Below are 17,957 nucleotides of genomic sequence, written 5' to 3'. Positions count from 1 at the left end.
TCAAGGACGAAATCGGCCACGAAAGGAGTAGCCCGTGGAATCAAGGTTTGGTGTCGCCCTCGTTTCGCGCTTTTCCCCACTGTCCCTTGCCGTGCATCTGAGTGTCGCCGGGCTACTGTTCGGTGGTGTCAGCGAGCAGGCGTTCGCCACCTGCTCGGCGGCAGGCTCCACGATTACCTGTTCGGGTGTTCCGACGCTGCCGCTGTTTCTCAACGACTACAGCAGTGCGACCAGCGGGCTGACGGTCAACGTCAGCTCCGGGGCGCAGATGAACGCGACCCTGGGCGGCAAGGTGATCAACCTGACCGGGGCCAACATCAACCTGAACAACTCCGGCACCCTCGATCCTGCCTTGCTGGGCCTGGTTTCTATCCTCAGTGGCGGTGCGTTCATCGGCACCGGCGCGACCAGCACGGTAAGCATCGTCAACAACACCACCGGGATCATTCGCGGCACCGGCATGTTGCTCGGCCTCAACCTGACCAGCATCGACGGTCTGGGGATTGGCGTGAACAACTCCGTGTCGGGCACTACGACCATCACCAACGACGGCACGATTACCTCGACCGGGCTGTCGGTCGGCGGCATCACCCTGGCCGATACGCCAGTGGTCGGGGTGTACGGCGGTTCGCAAGTCAACATGACCAACAGTGCCAGCGGCACGATCAACGGCCGGATCGCGTTCGAGACGTCGGTGGCGGGCAACACCTTCACCAACGCCGGTAACATCACTGGCGGCGTGTCGATGGGGGCGGGCAGTACCAACACCTTCTACGCGATCACAGGTTCCAGCGTTAACGTCGGCGACGGTGTGCAAGTGTCCGTCGGCCTCGGTGGCCTGATCGGCATCAACCTGACCTTCGCTCCGACCGGGACGATCGATGGCGGCGCGGCCGGTACCAACACGCTGATCCTGCAAAACCCGATCGGCCTCGGCGGCGGCACCACCGGGACCGGCACGGCGTCCAGCGCGACGTACGTCAACTTCAACAACCTGACCCTCAACAGCGGCACCTGGACCTTGCAAGGGCCGTTGGTCAGTGGTGCGACCACGCTCAATGGCGGTGTCGCGCAGTTCAACGACAACGCGGCATTCGGCAGTGGCGTGCTGACGTCCAACGGCGGGATCCTGCAGCCGAGCAATGCCGGTTTGTCGCTGGCCAACCAGATCAATCTGGGCGCCGGTGGCCTGACCCTGCAGGGCATCAACGGCACGACCCTGAACGGCGTGATTTCCGGTACTGGCGGCTTGACCAAGATTGGCAGCGGTCAGCTCAACCTCAACGGCATCAACACTTACACCGGCAACACCGTGCTCAACGGCGGCACAGTGCTTGTGGGTAACAACTCGGCATTCAGCACTGGCGGCATTACGGTCGGCGGCGCTTCGAGCATCTCGGCAACGACGCCGATTTCGCTGGCCAACGCGATCACGCTCAACAGCACCCTGACCGCGACCGGCACCGGTGCGCTGACTCTGGGCGGGGTGATCAGCGGCGCCAGCAACCTGACCAAAACCGGCAGCGGCAGCCTGACCCTCAACGGCATCAACACCTACACCGGGACCACCAGCCTCAGCGCCGGCACCTTACGCGTCGGCAACAACAACGCCCTGGGCACCGGTGTACTCAACACCAGCAACGGCACCAGCCTCGACAGCACCGGCAATGTGACCCTGGCCAACAACGTCGGTATCACCGGTACGTTGAACGTGCTCGGCAGCAATGCCCTGACCCTGGCCGGCGTCGTGTCCGGCACCGGGGCGATCACCAAGAGCGGCAGCGCCAGCCTGACCCTGACCGGCAACAACACCAACAGCGGCGCCACCGCGCTCAACGGCGGCAGTTTGCTCGTCGGCAGCAACACCGCCCTCGGCACGGGCGCACTGAATGCGGCGGCCGGCACCACGCTGGATGCGACCACGGCGGTGACTTTGGCCAACGCCGTGGCGCTGGCGGGCGGGCTGACCATCGGCGGCACGCAGGCCCTGGGCCTGAGCGGCGTCATCAGTGGCGCCGGCAACCTGATCAAGGGCGGCACCGCGAACCTGACCCTCAGCGGCAACAACACCTTCTCCGGCGGCACCGCGCTGAACAACGGGACGCTGATCGTCGGCTCCAACACTGCGCTTGGTACCGGCGCACTGACCACGGCGGCGGGCACCACCCTCGACGCCAGCACCAGCGTGGCGCTGAGCAACGCCGTCGCCCTCGGCGGCGATCTGAACATCGCCGGCAACGCCAACCTGAGCCTTGGCGGTGTGGTCAGCGGCAGCGGCGGGTTGACCAAGAACGGCGTGGCGAACCTGATTCTCAACGGCGCCAACACCTTCAGCGGTGGCACCACCCTGAACGCCGGCACCCTGACCGTCGGCAATGCCGCCGCGCTGGGGAGCGGCGACCTGACCGTCGCCAATGCCGCGACTCTCGACAGCAACACCTCGGTCATCCTGAACAACAACGTTGCACTCAACGGCAACCTGGCCATCGGCGGCAGCAACGGCATGATTCTGGGGGGCGTGCTCAGCGGCGCCAGTCAGTTGATCAAGAACGGCACTGCCAACCTGACCCTCAACGGCGCCAACACCTTCACCGGCGGCACCGCGCTCAACGACGGCAGCCTGACCGTCGGCAGCGGCGCGGCACTCGGCACCGGCACGCTGACCGTAGGCGGGGCGGGCGCAACGCTCAACAGTAGCGTCAACGTGACGCTGAACAACGCGATTGCGCTGAACGCCAACCTTACCGCCGGCGGCGCCAACCCGCTAACCCTCGGCGGAGTGATCAGCGGTGGTAGCAGCCTGATCAAGACAGGCGCCTCGACCCTGACTCTCAACGGTAACAACACCTACAGCGGCGCCACGGCGCTAAACGCCGGAACACTGATCGTCGGCTCCAACACCGCCCTCGGCAGCGGCGTACTCAACGCCGCCAACGGCACCACGCTGGATGCCGGCACCGCGACCAGCCTGGCCAACAACGTCAACCTCGGCGGCAACGTGACGGTCGGTGGCAGCAACGCGCTGACCCTTACCGGCGTGGTTGCCGGGGTTGGCGGCCTGATCAAGAGCGGCCCGGCCGACCTGATCCTCAACGGCGCCAATACCTACTTCGGCAACACCGCACTCAACGTCGGCAAGTTGATTGTCGGCAGCAACACCGCGATCGGCAGCGGCGCATTGAACGCAGCGGCCGGCACCACGCTGGACACCAACACCGCCGTAACCCTGGGCAACCAGGTCAACCTGGCCGGTGCGATGGACATCGGCGGCAGCGCGGATCTGACCCTCACCGGGACCGTCGCCGGAGCCGGCAGCCTGGTGAAAAACGGCGCGGCCAATCTGAACCTCAACGGCACCAACACCTACGTCGGTGGCACCACGCTAAACGCCGGTACAGTGACCGTCGGCAATAGCTCCGCACTGGGCACCGGTGCCCTGACCGTCGGCGGAGCGGCAACGCTCGACAGCAGTTCGCCGCTGGTCAGCCTGGCCAACGCGGTGGTGCTCAATGCGGCGCTGAGCGTCGGCGGTACCCAGGACCTGACCCTCGGTGGCGTGGTCAGCGGCGCAGGCCAGCTGATCAAGAACGGCGCGGCCAACCTGACCGTCAACGGCACCAACACCTACAGCGGTGGCACCACTCTCAATGCCGGTACGCTGACACTGGGCTCGGCCGCTGCCTTGGGCAGTGGCGGTCTGACCGTCGGTGGTGCGTCGACGCTGGACACCAGCACCGGCATGAGCGTCGGCAACAACATCACCCTCAACGCCGGCCTGACCCTGGCCGGCAGCAACACACTGAACCTCAGCGGTGTGATCGATGGTGCAGGTAGCCTGACCAAGGATGGCTTTGGCGACCTGACGCTCAGCGGCAACAACACCTTCACCGGTGCGCTGAACATCGCCTCCGGCAGCGTCACCACCGTGAGCAGCGGGGCACTCGGCAACACCTCCGGCGCCAATATCAGCGCCGGTGCCAATCTCTATCTCAACAGCAGCACCAGCCTCAACGGGCTGAGCGGCAGCGGCAGTGTGCAGATCGCTGGCGGCAACACCCTGACGGTGGGTGGCGTGAGCAGTACCAGCACGTTCGACGGCGACCTCGGTGGCAGCGGTGCGCTGACCAAAATCGGTACCGGCACGCTGAATCTGACCGGCAGCAGCGGTCTCACCGGCAACACCAACGTCAACGCCGGTACGTTGAATCTCACCGGATCGCTGGCCAGCACCCAGCTCAACATCAACAACGGCGCGACCCTCACAGGTACCGGTTCGGCGCTGGGCGTCATCACCGTCAACAGCGGCGGTCACCTGGCGTTGTCCTCGGGCAATACCTTGTCCGCCTCGTCACTGATTCTCACCGCTAACAGCAATGTTGACGCGAGCCTCGCCACGCCATCGACCACGTCGCTGATGAACGTCGGCGGCAACCTGACCCTCGACGGCAATCTCAACGTCACCGATGCCGGCGGTTTCGGTGTCGGTGTCTATCGCTTGTTCAACTACATCGGCGCATTGACCGACAACGGCCTGACCGTGGCCGGTGTACCGGTGGGTTACGGCCTCGGCGACATCCTGGTGCAGACCCTGGGTAATCAGGTGAATCTGGTCGTGTCGGCGCCGAACACCAACCTGCGCTTCTGGGACGGCAGCCAGACGATCCCCAACGGCACAGTGGATGGCGGCAGCGGCACCTGGAATGCCGGTGGGACCAACTGGACCAATTCCAACGGCACGTTGAACCAGACCTGGGCCGGCGACTTCGCAGTGTTCCAGGGCACGGCCGGTACCGTTTCGGTCAACGGCACGCAACTGTTCACCGGGATGCAGTTCCTCACCGATGGCTACAACGTGGTGAATGGTTCCTCGGGGCTGTTGACCGCGGTCAACGGCACAGGCGGCACCACCGCGATGCGGGTCGATCCGGGCGTGACCGCCACGGTCGGGGTGAACATCGACGGCAGCGGTATCCTCAACAAACTCGACGCCGGCACCCTGGTGCTCAACGGCGCCAACAGCTACACCGGTGGCACGCAACTGGACGGCGGCACCCTGGTGGTCGGCAGCAACACCGCACTGGGCACTGGCGCGTTGATCGCCAACGCGGGCACGCAACTGGACAGCAACACCGCCGTGACTCTGGCCAACGCGGCCACGCTGAATGGCAACCTCACCGTGCTCGGCAGCAATGCGCTGACCCTCAACGGTGTCATTTCCGGCACTGGCGGCTTGATCAAGAACGGCTCGGCCAGCCTGACCCTCGGCGGCAACAACGCCTTCCTCGGCCCGGTGGCGTTGAACGCGGGCGGTCTGGTTCTGGCGTCGAACAGCGCGCTGGGTTCGGCCACCCTGAACGCGGCGAACGGCACCACCCTGGATGCCAGTGGCGCTTTCACCGCGGGCAACGCGATCAATCTGGCGGGCAATCTCGGCATCGTCGGCAGCAACGATCTGACACTGAGCGGGGCCATCAATGGCGCCGGCAGCCTGACCAAAAACGGCGCGGCCAACCTGATCCTGAGCGGTGCCAACAACTTCCTCGGCGGCGTTACCCTCAATGCCGGCACCCTGACCGCCGGCAGCAACGGCGCTCTGGGCCTGGGCACCCTGACCGTGGCCGGTGCGTCCTCGCTGGACAGCAACACGTCGGCGTCGCTCGGCAATAACGTAGTGCTCAACGCCAATCTGACCAACACCGGCAGCAGCGACGTAGCGCTCGGCGGCGTGGTCAGCGGCACCGGCGGTCTGATCAAGAACGGCGCGTCCAACCTGACCCTCAACGGCATCAACACCTACAGCGGCGGCACCACGCTGAACGCCGGTACCGTGACCCTCGGCACCTCGTCGGGCCTGGGCTCGGGCGCGGTGACCGTGGCGGGCGCTTCGACCCTCGACACCACGGCGCCACTGGTGCTGGCCAACAACATCAACGTCAATGCCAACCTGAGCGTGGCCGGCAACAACAACCTGACGTTGGGCGGCGTGATTGCGGGGGCGGGCACCCTGACCAAGAACGGTCTGGCGGACCTGACGCTGTCCGGCAACAACAGCTTCAGCGGCACCTTCGACGTGCAGTCCGGCAGCCTGACCACCCTGGGCAACTCGGCGCTGGGCAGCAACGCCGGGGTCAATCTCGGCAATGCCGCGACGCTGAACCTCGGCGGTTCGGGCAGCCTCGCCAGCCTGACCGGCAGCGGTACCGCACTGATCGGTGGCGGAAACACACTGAGCATCGGCGGCAACAACGCCAGCAGCATTTTCGACGGTGTACTCACCGGCACCGGCGAATTGAGCAAACTCGGCACCGGCACGCTGACCCTGACCGGCCTCAACAGCCTGACCGGTAACACCACGGTCAACGCCGGGACCTTGAACGTCAGCGGCTCGCTGGACAGCGCCAGTGTGCTGGTCAACAGCGGCGGCACCCTGACCGGCGGCGGCTCGCTCGGCGGGGCCGTGACCGTGGCGGACGGCGGTCATCTGGCCGGCGCCACCGGCAGCACGCTTTCGGTGAATTCGCTGGTGTTCAACGCCAACGCCAACTTCGATGTCGGCCTCGGCACACCGGTCTCCGGTGGCGGCAACGCGCTGGTCAACGTCGGCGGCAACCTGACCCTGGACGGTACCCTCAACGTCAGCGACATCGGCGGTTTCGGCAGCGGCGTGTACCGGTTGATCAACTACACCGGTGGCCTGACCGACAACGGCATGCTGATCGGCACCGTGCCGGGCAGCGTCACGCCGGGCGACCTGACCCTGCAAACCGCGCTGGCCAACCAGATCAACCTGCTGGTCACCGCACCGGGCGTCACCGTGCAGTTCTGGGACGGCAACCAACTGGTCGCCAACGGCTCGGTCGATGGCGGCAGCGGCACCTGGGGCACCGGCACCACCAACTGGACCGACGTCAACGGCACCACCAATCAGGCCTGGACCAACAACTTCGCGGTGTTCCAGGGCACAGCGGGCACTGTGACTGTCAACGGCGCGCAAACCCTCACCGGCATGCAGTTCGTCACCGATGGCTACAGCCTGCAGAACGGCACGGCCGGTTCGCTGAATCTGGTCAACGGATCGCTGGGTAATGCCACCGTGCGGGTCGATCCGAACGTCACCGCGACTGTGGGCGTGGCGCTCAACGGTGCCGGCACACTGGGCAAATACGACACCGGCACCCTGGTGCTCAACGCCGCCAACGGCTACACCGGCGGCACCGCACTCAATGGCGGCAAGATTGTGGTCGGCAACAACGCCGCCCTCGGCACTGGCGTGTTGACCGCTGCCAACGGCACCGCGCTGGACAGCAACACCGCCGTCAGCCTGGCCAACGCGGTGGTGCTCGACGGCGGACTCACCGTCGCCGGCTCCAATGCATTGACCCTCGGTGGGGTGGTCAGCGGCAGCGGCAGTCTGATCAAGACCGGCGCATCGAGCCTGACCCTCAATGGCAGCAACACTTACAGCGGCGGTACTCAACTGTCCGGCGGCTCGCTGATCCTGGGCAACAACAGTGCGATCAGCAGCGGCGCGCTGAATGTGTCGGGTAACGGAACGCTCGACAGCACCTCTGCGCTGCAACTGGCCAACACCATCAACCTGGGGGCGCAACTGACCCTGGCCGGCAACCAGAACACCACGCTGATCGGTGCGATCACCGGCAGCGGCAGTCTGGTGAAAAACGGCAGTGGCGACCTGCTGCTCAGCGGCGCCAACACCTACAGCGGCGGCACCACGTTGAACGGCGGCAACACCCGTGGCGACACCAGTAGCCTGCAGGGCGCCATCGTCAACAACGCGGCGCTGACCTTCGAGCAGAACAGCGATGGCAGCTACACCGGCAATCTGACGGGCGCCGGCACCCTCAACAAAACCGGCGCCGGCGCCTTGCTGCTGACTGGCAACAATACCTTCACCGGCAACACCGCGGTGCAGGCTGGCGCGCTGAACGTCAACGGTGTGCTCAACAGTGCCAACGTCAACGTTGCCAGCGGGGCGGCCATCGGCGGCAGCGGCGTGATCGCCGGCGCCGTGCAACTGGCCAACGGTGCGACGCTGACCGGCGGCGGCACTGCAACGCCGTTGTCCGTCGGTTCGCTGGCGTTGTCGTCGGGGACCAACCTGGATTTCAGCCTCGGCTCGGCCGCCAGCTCCACCACCGTGGTCAACGTCGCCGGCAACCTGACCCTCGACGGTACGCTGAACATCAGCAATGCCGGCGGCTTCGGCACCGGTGTCTACCAGCTGTTTACCTACGGCGGCAGCCTGACCGACAACGGCCTGGTCTTCGGCAGCCTGCCGGTTTCGGCGTCAAACCTGACCCTGCAAACCGCCTTGGCCAATCAGATCAATCTGCTGGTGCAGGGTACGCCGGGTGAGGTGCAGTTCTGGAACGGTGGCAAAACCAATCCGGATGGCAGCATCGGTGGTGGCAGCGGCGTATGGGGACCCGGCACCAACTGGACCGACGCGACCGGCACTCAGGCGCAAGGCTCCAGTGGACAGTTCGCGGTGTTCGGCGGGCAGGGCGGTACGGTCACCGTGCAAGGCAATCAGAACTTCACCGGGCTGCAGTTCCTCGTCAACGGCTACAGCCTGGTGCCGGATGCCGGCGACACGCTGACGCCGGTCAACGGCGTGGGCGGTACACCGGCGCCGATCCGCGTCAATGCCGGTGCCAGCGCGCAAATCGATGTGCCGTTGATCGGCGCTGGTGGTATCGAGAAACTCGACGCCGGCACGTTGATTCTCACCGGTGCCAACACCTACAGCGGTGGCACCACCGTCAGCGGCGGTACGCTGATCGGTAACAGCACCAGCCTGCAAGGCAACATCCTCGACAACGCGGCGCTGGTGTTCCAGCAGAATGCCGATGGCAAGTTCAACGGTCGCCTCAGCGGTACCGGTGCGCTGGCCAAACGCGGTACCGGAACCTTGCTGTTGACCGGCGATCAGCCGTTCAGTGGCACTGTCTCGGTGGATCAAGGCGTGCTGCAGGTCGGCAGCCGTGCGGCGCGGGCTTCTCTGGGCGGGCAAGTGACCGTGGCCAACGGCGCCGGTTTGAGCGGTAACGGCAGCGTCGGTTCGGTGGTCAACCACGGGGTAGTGGCCTCCGGTGGTGGTGACGGAAACCTGAGCGTGGCCGGCAACTTGACCAACGCCGCCGATGGCGTGTTGGCTCTGACCGTCAGTTCGCCGACCGCTACGCCTCTGACCGTCGGTGGTACAGCCAACCTGGGCGGTGGCCTGCAAGTGAACAGCCTGGCGCCGTTCACCGGCAACACTGTGTATTCGCTGATCACTGCCGGTGGCGGGGTGACCGGTACCTTCAGCGCCGCCGATCTGCCGCAGTACGCGTTCCTCTCCTCAACGCTGGTGTACAGCCCTGATGCGGTAAACCTGCTGGTCAGTCGCAACGGCAACTCGTTCACCGACGTCGCCGCCACCGGTAACCAGCGCAGCACCGCCTCGGCGTTGACGCGCAACGGCCCGGCGGGCGCGGCACTGCAGAACGAAATCGTCAACCTCAGTGTGGCGGGTGCGCGGCAGGCCTTCGACAACCTGTCCGGGGAAATCCATGCCAGCACCGCCAGCGCGGTCCTGGAGGATTCACGCTTTGTGCGCGAAGCGGTCAATGACCGTATGCGTCAACCTACCTGCGGTGCTGCGGATGATCCGCGTCGCACGCTGGCGCCGAGCGACACGCAACTGAGCAGCAACGGCTGTCACGGTGAAATGGTCGGCTGGGCCCGCGCCATCGGTGCCTGGGGTGACATGGGCGGCGACAGCAACACGGCGAAAGTCGATCGCAGCCTCGGCGGTTTCATGCTCGGCACCGACAAGCAACTCGACGATCAATGGCGCGCCGGGATGGCGGCGGGCTACACCCGCAGCAACCTCAACGCCCACGATCGCAACTCTGATGCCAAAGTCGACAGCTACCACCTGGCGGCCTACCTGAGCTCGCAGTTCGATGCCTTGGCCGTGCGCCTCGGTGCGGCCTACAGCTGGCACAGCATCGAGACCAAGCGCGACGTCAGCGTCGGCAGCTACAACGACCGCCTGAAGGCTGATTACGATGCCCGCAGTGCCCAGGTGTTCGGTGAAGTGGGTTATGCGATCAATGCAGCAGGCGTGGCCATCGAGCCCTTCGCCGGCCTGGCCTACGTCAACTACGACAGCGACACCGCCAAGGAAAAAGGCGGAGTGGGGCGCCTGAAGGGCGATGCCGATCAGGACATCACCTACTCGACCCTCGGTGTGCGCATCGGCAAGTTGGTGACCCTGGCCAATGGCAGCCAACTCACTCCACGGGCAGCGATCGGCTGGCGGCATGCCTACGGCGACACCAAGCCTGACGCCGACCTGACCTTCATCGACGGTGGCGCGTCGTTCAGCACCCAAGGCGTGCCGATTGCCAAGGACAGTGCGCTGCTCGAAGCCGGCGTGGACTTCCAGATCAGCCCGACCGGCAAGCTCGGTATCGGCTATTCGGGCCAGGTGTCCAGCGACAACAACGACAGCGCGATGACCATCAGCTTCAGCCAAAGCTTCTGATCATGGTCGAAGCACTTTAGCCGCCCGCAAGGGCGGTTTTTTTTGCTCGACAATCGCCTCTGTTAGAATCCGCCCCATTCCCAGCCAGAGGTTGCCCCATGAGCGAACCCATCCGTCTGACCCAATACAGCCACGGTGCCGGTTGCGGCTGCAAGATTTCGCCGCAGGTGCTGGAAGTGATCCTTGCCGGCAGCGGCGCACAGAACCTCGACCCGAAACTGTGGGTCGGCAACGCCTCGCGCGATGACGCGGCGGTGTATGAGATCGATGCCGAGCGCGGCGTGGTGTCGACCACCGACTTCTTCATGCCGATTGTCGACGACCCGTTCGACTTCGGCCGAATCGCCGCGACCAACGCGATCAGCGATATCTACGCCATGGGCGGTGACCCGTTGATGGCCATTGCCATTCTTGGCTGGCCGGTGAACGTGCTGGCGCCGGAAGTGGCGCGGGAAGTGATTCGCGGTGGTCGCGCGGTGTGCGACGCGGCGGGTATTCCGTTGGCCGGTGGCCATTCGATCGATGCGCCGGAGCCGATTTTCGGCCTCGCCGTCACCGGCCTGGTCGAAAAGCGCTTCATGAAGCGCAACGACACCGCCACCGCCGGTTGCCTGCTGTACCTGACCAAACCGCTGGGCATCGGCATCCTCACCACCGCAGAAAAGAAGGGCAAGTTGCGTAACGCCGACATCGGCGTGGCCCGGGACTGGATGTGCACGCTGAACAAACCCGGCAGCCGCTTCGGCAAACTGGCCGGCGTCACTGCGATGACCGACGTCACCGGTTTCGGCCTGCTCGGGCATCTGGTGGAAATGGCCGACGGCAGCCACCTCACCGCGCGTATCGTCTATGACCGCGTGCCGCGTCTGGACAGCGTCGAGTATTACCTCGAACAAGGCTGCGTACCCGGCGGCACCTTGCGCAATTTCGACAGTTATTCAAGCAAGCTCGGACGCGTGCAGGAACTGCACAAGCGCGTGCTGTGCGATCCGCAGACCAGCGGCGGCCTGCTGTTGGCCGTAACCCCGGACGGCAACGCCGAATTCCTCGCCGTGGCCGCAGAGCTGGGCCTGAATCTGGCGCCGATCGGTGAACTGGTCGAGCGACAGACCCACGCAGTCGAGGTGATTTGATGCTCCGCGACTGCTCCGATTACCGCGACATTTTCCTCAACGACCGGCCGCTGATGGATGCCCGCGCGCCGGTGGAGTTTCACAAGGGGGCGTTCCCCGGGGCGGTCAATCTGCCGCTGATGAATGACCTGGAGCGGCAAAAGGTCGGCACCTGCTACAAACAGCATGGTCAGCAGGCGGCCATCGAACTGGGCCACCGTCTGGTGTCCGGCGCGGTGAAGGCCGAACGCATCGAGGCCTGGGCCGAATTCGCCCGGGCCCATCCCGACGGCTATCTCTATTGCTTTCGTGGTGGCCTGCGCTCGCAGATCACCCAGCAGTGGCTCAAGAGCGAGGCCGGGATCGACTATCCGCGAGTCGGCGGCGGCTACAAGGCACTGCGCAACTTCCTGATCGACACCCTCGAACAAGCGGTGACCCAATGTGATTTTGTGCTGCTGGGCGGCATGACCGGCACCGGCAAGACCGAATTGCTGGTACAGCTGGATAATGGTCTGGATCTTGAGGGGCACGCCAATCATCGCGGTTCCAGTTTCGGCAAGCGCGCCACCGGGCAACCGTCGAACATCGATTTCGAGAACCGACTGGCCATCGACATCCTCAAGAAACGTGACGCCGGTATCAGCCAGTTTGTGCTCGAAGACGAGAGCCGGGTGGTGGGCAGTTGCGCGTTGCCGCTGCCGTTGTATCAGGGCATGCAGCACTACCCGATGGTCTGGCTGGAGGACCGCTTCGAGGACCGTGTGCAGCGCATCCTGCGTGATTACGTGGTGGACCTGTCGGCCGAGTTTTCGACGGTGCATGGCGAGCAGGGTTTTGCGCTGTTCTCTGAGCGCTTGCTCGAAAGCCTGAACAATGTGCAGAAACGCTTGGGCGGTGAACGCCATCGACGGATGCTGCTTTTGATGGAGGACGCACTGGCCGAGCAGGGGCGCAGCGGCTCGGTGGATTTGCACCGGGGCTGGATCGAAGGGTTGCTGCGCGAGTATTACGACCCGATGTATGTGTTTCAGCGCGAGAAGAAGGGGGCGCGAATCGAGTTTGCGGGCGAGCAGAAAGCAGTCATTGAATATCTGCACGATCGCGTGAATCAGAAGGCTTGATGCGCTATTCAGCGGCCTCTTCGCGGGCAAGCCCGCTCCCACACTGGAAATCCGCTGAACCCGTCATTTGAGTTCGGCGCAAGCTTGAATGTGGGAGCGGGCTTGCTCGCGAAAAGGTTAAGGCTGGCAGCGCAAAACTCAGGTCGGGCAAGTGACCTTGCCGTTATCCAGCCCCTGCTTGTAGCTGTGGCTCTGCAGGCTGGCCTTGCCGTTGTGCCAGGTGAGGGTCAGCACATACAGCGAGTCATAGTCACCGGATGCCCAGTCTTCGGTGATGGTCTGTTTCTCGCCCACGGCCTTGCCCGCGACCTTGTTGATCAGCTCGGGCAGATAGCCGTGGGACCACGCGGTGTAGATGGTCGAGTTGTGATATTTGTCGGCGGTCAGCTCCCGGGCCAGGTCGTTGGTGTCGTTGGCCGAAAACTCGATGTTCACCGGCAGGCCGAGTTTGATGGCGGCGGGGCTGATGGTCATCAGGGGACGGATGTAGCTGTAGGAATTGTCCAGCTCGCCTTCCTCGACATTGCGCGTGGGGTTGGCGGCGAATACGTAGTCGGCCTTGCCGAATTTTTCCGGTAGCAGGGTCGACAGCTCGATGGCCCGGTTCAGGCCCTGGCAGTTGAGCTGGCCGAGGCCTCCGTCGGGTTTTTCACCGTGGCGCAGGAAGATCAGGGTCTGGGTGCCATCCACCGGTTGCGCGCGGCTTTCGCTGGACTCAAGGGACAGGAACAGTGCGCTCATCGCCAGCAGCGAGGGCAGGGCCACATAGGCGCGATGTTTGAAGCGTTTGGCGACTTTCATCAGGTTCGTCATCAAATGAGGCGTCTTCAGTCTGTTCGGTTAAGGTTGACAAACCTCTGCACCGCAGGCAGTCGGGGCCGGGTGTTTTCCCTGTCTTGAATGGTTTCCTTGGAGCCCTCGGAAGGCCTTTGGTTCGATCCGCCTGACGGGGCACACCTTAAAGGCGTCGCCGGATGGCTGGAGGCAGGTTAGCGACAGGATGTTGCGAATTTAAGTAAGTCCGGCTGCCAGGACAAAAAGAACCCGAGCCAGCGCGGAAAACGTGGATTATGCTCGGGGCTTTCATTTTGTGACTGGATGCTACCCATGACCGATCTGTCCGCGTTCCCGATCACCCAGAAGTGGCCGGCGCAGTACCCCGACTGGATTCAGCTCTATTCCCTGCCGACCCCCAACGGCGTCAAGGTCTCGATCATGCTCGAAGAGATCGGTCTGCCCTACGAGCCGCACCGCGTGGGCTTCGACACCAACGACCAGTTGTCCCCGGAATTTCTGTCGCTGAACCCGAACAACAAGATTCCGGCGATTCTCGACCCCCATGGCCCCGAGGACAAACCGCTGCCCTTGTTCGAGTCCGGCGCAATCCTGATTTACCTCGCTGACAAAAGCGGTCAGTTGCTGGCCCAGGAAGGCGCACTGCGCTACGAAACCATTCAGTGGCTGATGTTCCAGATGGGCGGCATCGGCCCGATGTTCGGCCAGCTCGGTTTCTTCAACAAATTCGCCGGCAAGGATTACGAAGACAAACGTCCCCGTGACCGTTACGTCGACGAAAGCAAACGCCTGCTCAAAGTCCTCGACGGCCGCCTCGAGGGACGCGACTGGATCATGGGCGAGCGCTACACCATCGCCGACATCGCCACGTTCCCGTGGGTGCGTAACCTGATCGGTTTCTATGAGGCGGGCGATCTGGTGGGTATCAAGGACTTCCCGAACGTTACCCGGGTGCTGGAGCGCTTTCTGGCGCGGCCGGCGGTGGTGCGCGGCCTGACCATTCCTTCCTGACCCTGTGTCTGCCGGGTGCGCAGATTGTTGCGTCCCCGGTAATGCACTCTTGATTGATCCAGGTTTGTACCTCATCCCCCGCAAGGCATAAGCTTCGCCCCCTACGACTTTCGTCTCATCTGCCCGTTTTCAGGAAAGGCCCCATGTCCAGTCAGTTCCCCGAAGCACGTCCACGCCGTCTGCGTCGCAATGCGAGCCTGCGCAGCCTGTTCCAGGAAACCGAGTTTTCCCTCAACGATCTGGTGCTGCCGATTTTCGTCGAGGAAGAAATCGATGACTTCGTGCCGATCAAGAGCATGCCCGGCGTGATGCGTATTCCGGAGCGCAAACTGGCCAGCGAGATCGAGCGTTACGCCCGTGCCGGGATCAAATCGGTGATGACCTTCGGCGTGTCCCATCACCTGGACGCCAACGGCAGCGATACCTGGCGCGAAAACGGGCTGGTGTCGCGCATGTCGCGGATCGCCAAGGATGCGGTGCCGGACATGATCGTGATGTCCGATACTTGCTTCTGCGAATACACCGATCACGGCCATTGCGGTGTGATGCACAACCATGAAGTCGACAACGACCAGACCCTGATCAATCTCGGCAAACAAGCCGTGGCGGCGGCCCGTGCCGGCGCCGATGTGATTGCGCCGTCGGCGGCAATGGACGGCCAGGTGCGGGCAATTCGCCGTGCACTGGACGACGCCGGGTTCACGCAAATCCCGATCATGGCCTACTCGACCAAATTCGCCTCGGCACTCTACGGCCCGTTCCGCGAGGCCGGCGGCAGCGCGCTGAAAGGCGATCGCAAAAGCTATCAGATGAACCCGATGAACCGCCGCGAAGCCCTGCGCGAATCGTTGCTCGACGAGCAGGAAGGTGCCGATGCGCTGATGGTCAAACCGGCCGGCGCCTACCTGGACATCATCCGCGACATCCGCGAAGCCTCGAACCTGCCGCTGGCGGCGTATCAGGTCAGCGGCGAGTACGCGATGATCAAGTTCGGCGCCCAGGCCGGGGCCATCGACGAAGATCGCGTGGTGCGCGAAAGCCTTGGCGCGATCAAACGCGCCGGTGCGGATCTGATCTTCACCTACTTTGCGATGGACCTGGCCTTGGCTGGGATCTGATTTTGTCGGGTTTTTAATGCTCAATTTTTAATATTTAAAAATTGAGCATTTTATCGATTTTTGTGTGTGTTTGAATTAAAGAGTTGAAGTAGGGTAGGCTCCGCCAAATGCTGATGGAGAGTAAAGTTGCAGAAGTTTTTTGTTTGGTAATGTTGCTCTTGGAATTGTTTTAAGTAGTGAGAATTCTTCAACTAGCGGTTTGAATTTTTCATTCCCTAACTCAGAGATACAGTTGTAAAAAATCAACATAAGCTCGTTGCTTGATAGCTGTGCTCGAATAATGTTGGTGTAGAATTTTTTATCAATCTGTTCTGTGTTCTTGATTAGTTTTATTATGTTGTAAAGCAGTCTGAAGTAATGTCCTAGCTCGTGTTCGTGCGAAATAAAAAATATTGAATAGATTAATTTGAACTCGTTTTCGTTGCAGTTCGGGTGGCCGGATATTTCCCTTTCAAGTCGTCTTAGAAAAACTTTGAAGCAATCTCTGCCTTTTGTTGCGTTTTTTTCTTTGTCGATTAGGTCTATCGAGTTGACGATGGTGTTGTGCAATGTTAGTAATTGAAAGAAAGAGACTTCGAATTGTTGTTGACGCAGAGTGTTGTTTTGCTGTGACAAGGCGGTTGCGGAATTTTGTAATTCTCTAGAGGATATCTTGAGCTCACGAATTTGTAAGCTGAATGTGGCAAGCAAGGCTAATAATGCTAAAAAGCTGAATACTGGGTTTAAGACGCCACCTAAAAAGTCTCCAAATTGCCCCCAGTGCTCCGGGTTAGAGGATAATGGGCCGTGAAAATTTGTTGCGTATGTGAGTATCAATATTACTGCCGAAAGTAACCCAATATAGGCGAGTGTTTTTAGATTTGTTGAGTGTTTTTCTGTTGTTAACAGGTCGTCGTCTGGGTTGGTGTTTGTTGAGGTCAATTGATGTTGCTCCGGAATTGGAGGCTGTCGATAGTTTTTGTTAAAGCCCAATGACTCTGTTCCAGTCTGAAATGTACATGTACATTCTTTGGAATTCGCTTGGAAGTAGCATCCTGTTGTGCGCTATGAAGTTTCTGGATTTTTCTATCTCATCCATACGCTGCTTTAGCCAATGTTGAGATGGGATTATGGATTCAAAATGTATCCACTTGTTTAGTATTATTTGGGCAAGATGGCCGAAATCAAGAAACCCTAAAATATCCGTTTTCTCACCCTCAAGCCATGAGTCTGAAATTGCGCTAGATTGCCGGTTGTTAGCATGGTTTTTTATTTTTTCTGGTATGTTTTCTACCCAATTAATTCCTTCCGTTTCTTGGAGTGTTTGTCTTATGAAGTCGCGAACATGATTTTCAAATGCAAAAAGTACAGCGTACAGTCTGGCCATTTCCAGTGAGTTGTTTCTCAAACCAACGGGAAAGGGGGCTAGCGCTTCTGCTAGTAATCTTTCCTCGGTTTCGGTTTGGTCAGCACCTATTTTAATTCCAGCTCTTTGAAAGACAGATGCCTCTGCCTCGAAGAGTAGCCCTCTGAACATGAAGTCCCTTAGTTCTTTGTATCTCAAAATAGGTGCTCTTTTAATGATTTGAATATCGCGTTGTAAACTTCGATATCCTTTGTGGCTGGTAAGTGTACCTGGATGTTGTAATGTAAGCCCGGTGTCTTGATAAACTGTGTAGGGGTGGGTGCTTGCTCAATTTCTGTCGGAGTTGGTTCCACAATATCTTGGCTGACTTTTTTCTTGGTGGGGGTGTGTTTTGTGTCCGCTAGCTCTAAAAGAGACATAAATGTACGACGCATGTTTATGGCTACGTTATCACTTGCGTTGTGATAGCTTTTGAATTTTCCTTCAATTGCTGCACTATCGGCTGTAGTGGGGTTTTCCTTGATTAGAAATATATCGGAGTAGGCCTCTTTTAACGCCTCACCCATAATGGCTCTAGATTGTGAGTGGTCTCGGTAGTCTTTATAGCGAGAGGTTGGTTTTCCGTCTGGTGTCAAGAATCCCAAGGCTTTCAAAATAGGAATGTAAGCACGTTGCTTGTTTGATTTGAATCCCAAGTCTATTAAGAACTGATGCGTAAATTGTGGTGGTGCTTGCCCATCGCGTATCCTGTTGAAAAACTCTCCTAGCTTCCCATAAGCTTCAGTGTAAGCATTTGTTAAAGCCATTTGATTTTCCAGTTTTTGTGATGGGGATGCTGTTTTTTAAAAATGGTAGCCGGCGTTTTTGCATTTTCCACACATAGTCGAAAAGATTAGG

Annotated in this window: 9 protein-coding genes; 5 read left to right on the top strand and 4 right to left on the bottom strand. The window is 61.1% G+C overall.

The genetic code is table 11. The features are described 5' to 3' along the window. The first annotated feature begins 34 nt into the window (after window positions 1–34). From ACSPX5_RS13715 to mnmH, 3 genes are all read left to right on the top strand, one after another. Window positions 35–10,555 (top strand): autotransporter-associated beta strand repeat-containing protein, encoded by a 10,521-nt coding sequence (locus tag ACSPX5_RS13715; protein WP_439821919.1) that lies wholly within the window; start codon window positions 35–37, stop codon window positions 10,553–10,555. Between the two features lie 98 nt (window positions 10,556–10,653). Beyond that, window positions 10,654–11,688, top strand: coding sequence for a selenide, water dikinase SelD (gene selD / locus ACSPX5_RS13710; RefSeq protein WP_439821918.1), 1,035 nt, complete (start codon window positions 10,654–10,656; stop codon window positions 11,686–11,688). Then, the gene (mnmH, locus tag ACSPX5_RS13705; protein WP_439821917.1) at window positions 11,688–12,791 is read left to right on the top strand and encodes a tRNA 2-selenouridine(34) synthase MnmH; all 1,104 of its coding nucleotides are present in this window, start codon (window positions 11,688–11,690) and stop codon (window positions 12,789–12,791) included. The genes selD and mnmH overlap by 1 nt, the downstream gene beginning before the upstream one ends. 138 nt (window positions 12,792–12,929) lie before the next feature. On the opposite strand, the gene ACSPX5_RS13700 is transcribed toward mnmH, so the two are convergent. After that, the gene (locus ACSPX5_RS13700) at window positions 12,930–13,604 is read right to left on the bottom strand and encodes a histidine phosphatase family protein (RefSeq protein ID WP_169431072.1); all 675 of its coding nucleotides are present in this window, start codon (window positions 13,602–13,604) and stop codon (window positions 12,930–12,932) included. A gap of 294 nt (window positions 13,605–13,898) precedes the next feature. Here ACSPX5_RS13700 and ACSPX5_RS13695 point away from each other — a divergent pair, with 294 nt between their 5' ends. Together ACSPX5_RS13695 and hemB are read left to right on the top strand one after the other, a co-directional pair. Then, window positions 13,899–14,597: a glutathione S-transferase family protein gene (locus tag ACSPX5_RS13695; protein WP_207864037.1), complete on the top strand. Its 699-nt coding sequence runs from the start codon at window positions 13,899–13,901 to the stop codon at window positions 14,595–14,597. A 143-nt stretch (window positions 14,598–14,740) separates the two neighbouring features. After that, window positions 14,741–15,715 (top strand): porphobilinogen synthase, encoded by a 975-nt coding sequence (gene hemB / locus ACSPX5_RS13690; protein WP_207864036.1) that lies wholly within the window; start codon window positions 14,741–14,743, stop codon window positions 15,713–15,715. 75 nt (window positions 15,716–15,790) lie between these two features. Here hemB and ACSPX5_RS13685 read toward each other — a convergent pair whose 3' ends face one another. The 3 genes from ACSPX5_RS13685 to ACSPX5_RS13675 are packed head-to-tail and all read right to left on the bottom strand — an operon-like array spanning window position 15,791 to window position 17,866. Next, window positions 15,791–16,687: a putative phage abortive infection protein gene (locus ACSPX5_RS13685; protein WP_439821916.1), complete on the bottom strand. Its 897-nt coding sequence runs from the start codon at window positions 16,685–16,687 to the stop codon at window positions 15,791–15,793. Then, window positions 16,677–17,258, bottom strand: a complete 582-nt coding sequence (locus ACSPX5_RS13680) for a Swt1 family HEPN domain-containing protein (RefSeq protein ID WP_439821915.1) — start codon at window positions 17,256–17,258, stop codon at window positions 16,677–16,679. The genes ACSPX5_RS13685 and ACSPX5_RS13680 overlap by 11 nt, the downstream gene beginning before the upstream one ends. Beyond that, complete coding sequence (locus ACSPX5_RS13675) at window positions 17,255–17,866, bottom strand: DUF5343 domain-containing protein (protein ID WP_439821914.1); 612 nt, start codon at window positions 17,864–17,866, stop codon at window positions 17,255–17,257. Before ACSPX5_RS13675 ends, ACSPX5_RS13680 begins: the two co-directional genes overlap by 4 nt. Window positions 17,867–17,957 lie beyond the last annotated feature (91 nt).

Source organism: Pseudomonas sp. HLG18, assembly GCF_051903985.1.
In the GTDB taxonomy this organism is placed as follows: Bacteria; Pseudomonadota; Gammaproteobacteria; order Pseudomonadales; family Pseudomonadaceae; genus Aquipseudomonas; species Aquipseudomonas fluorescens_BT.
This window is presented reverse-complemented; position numbering and strand designations above follow the sequence as displayed.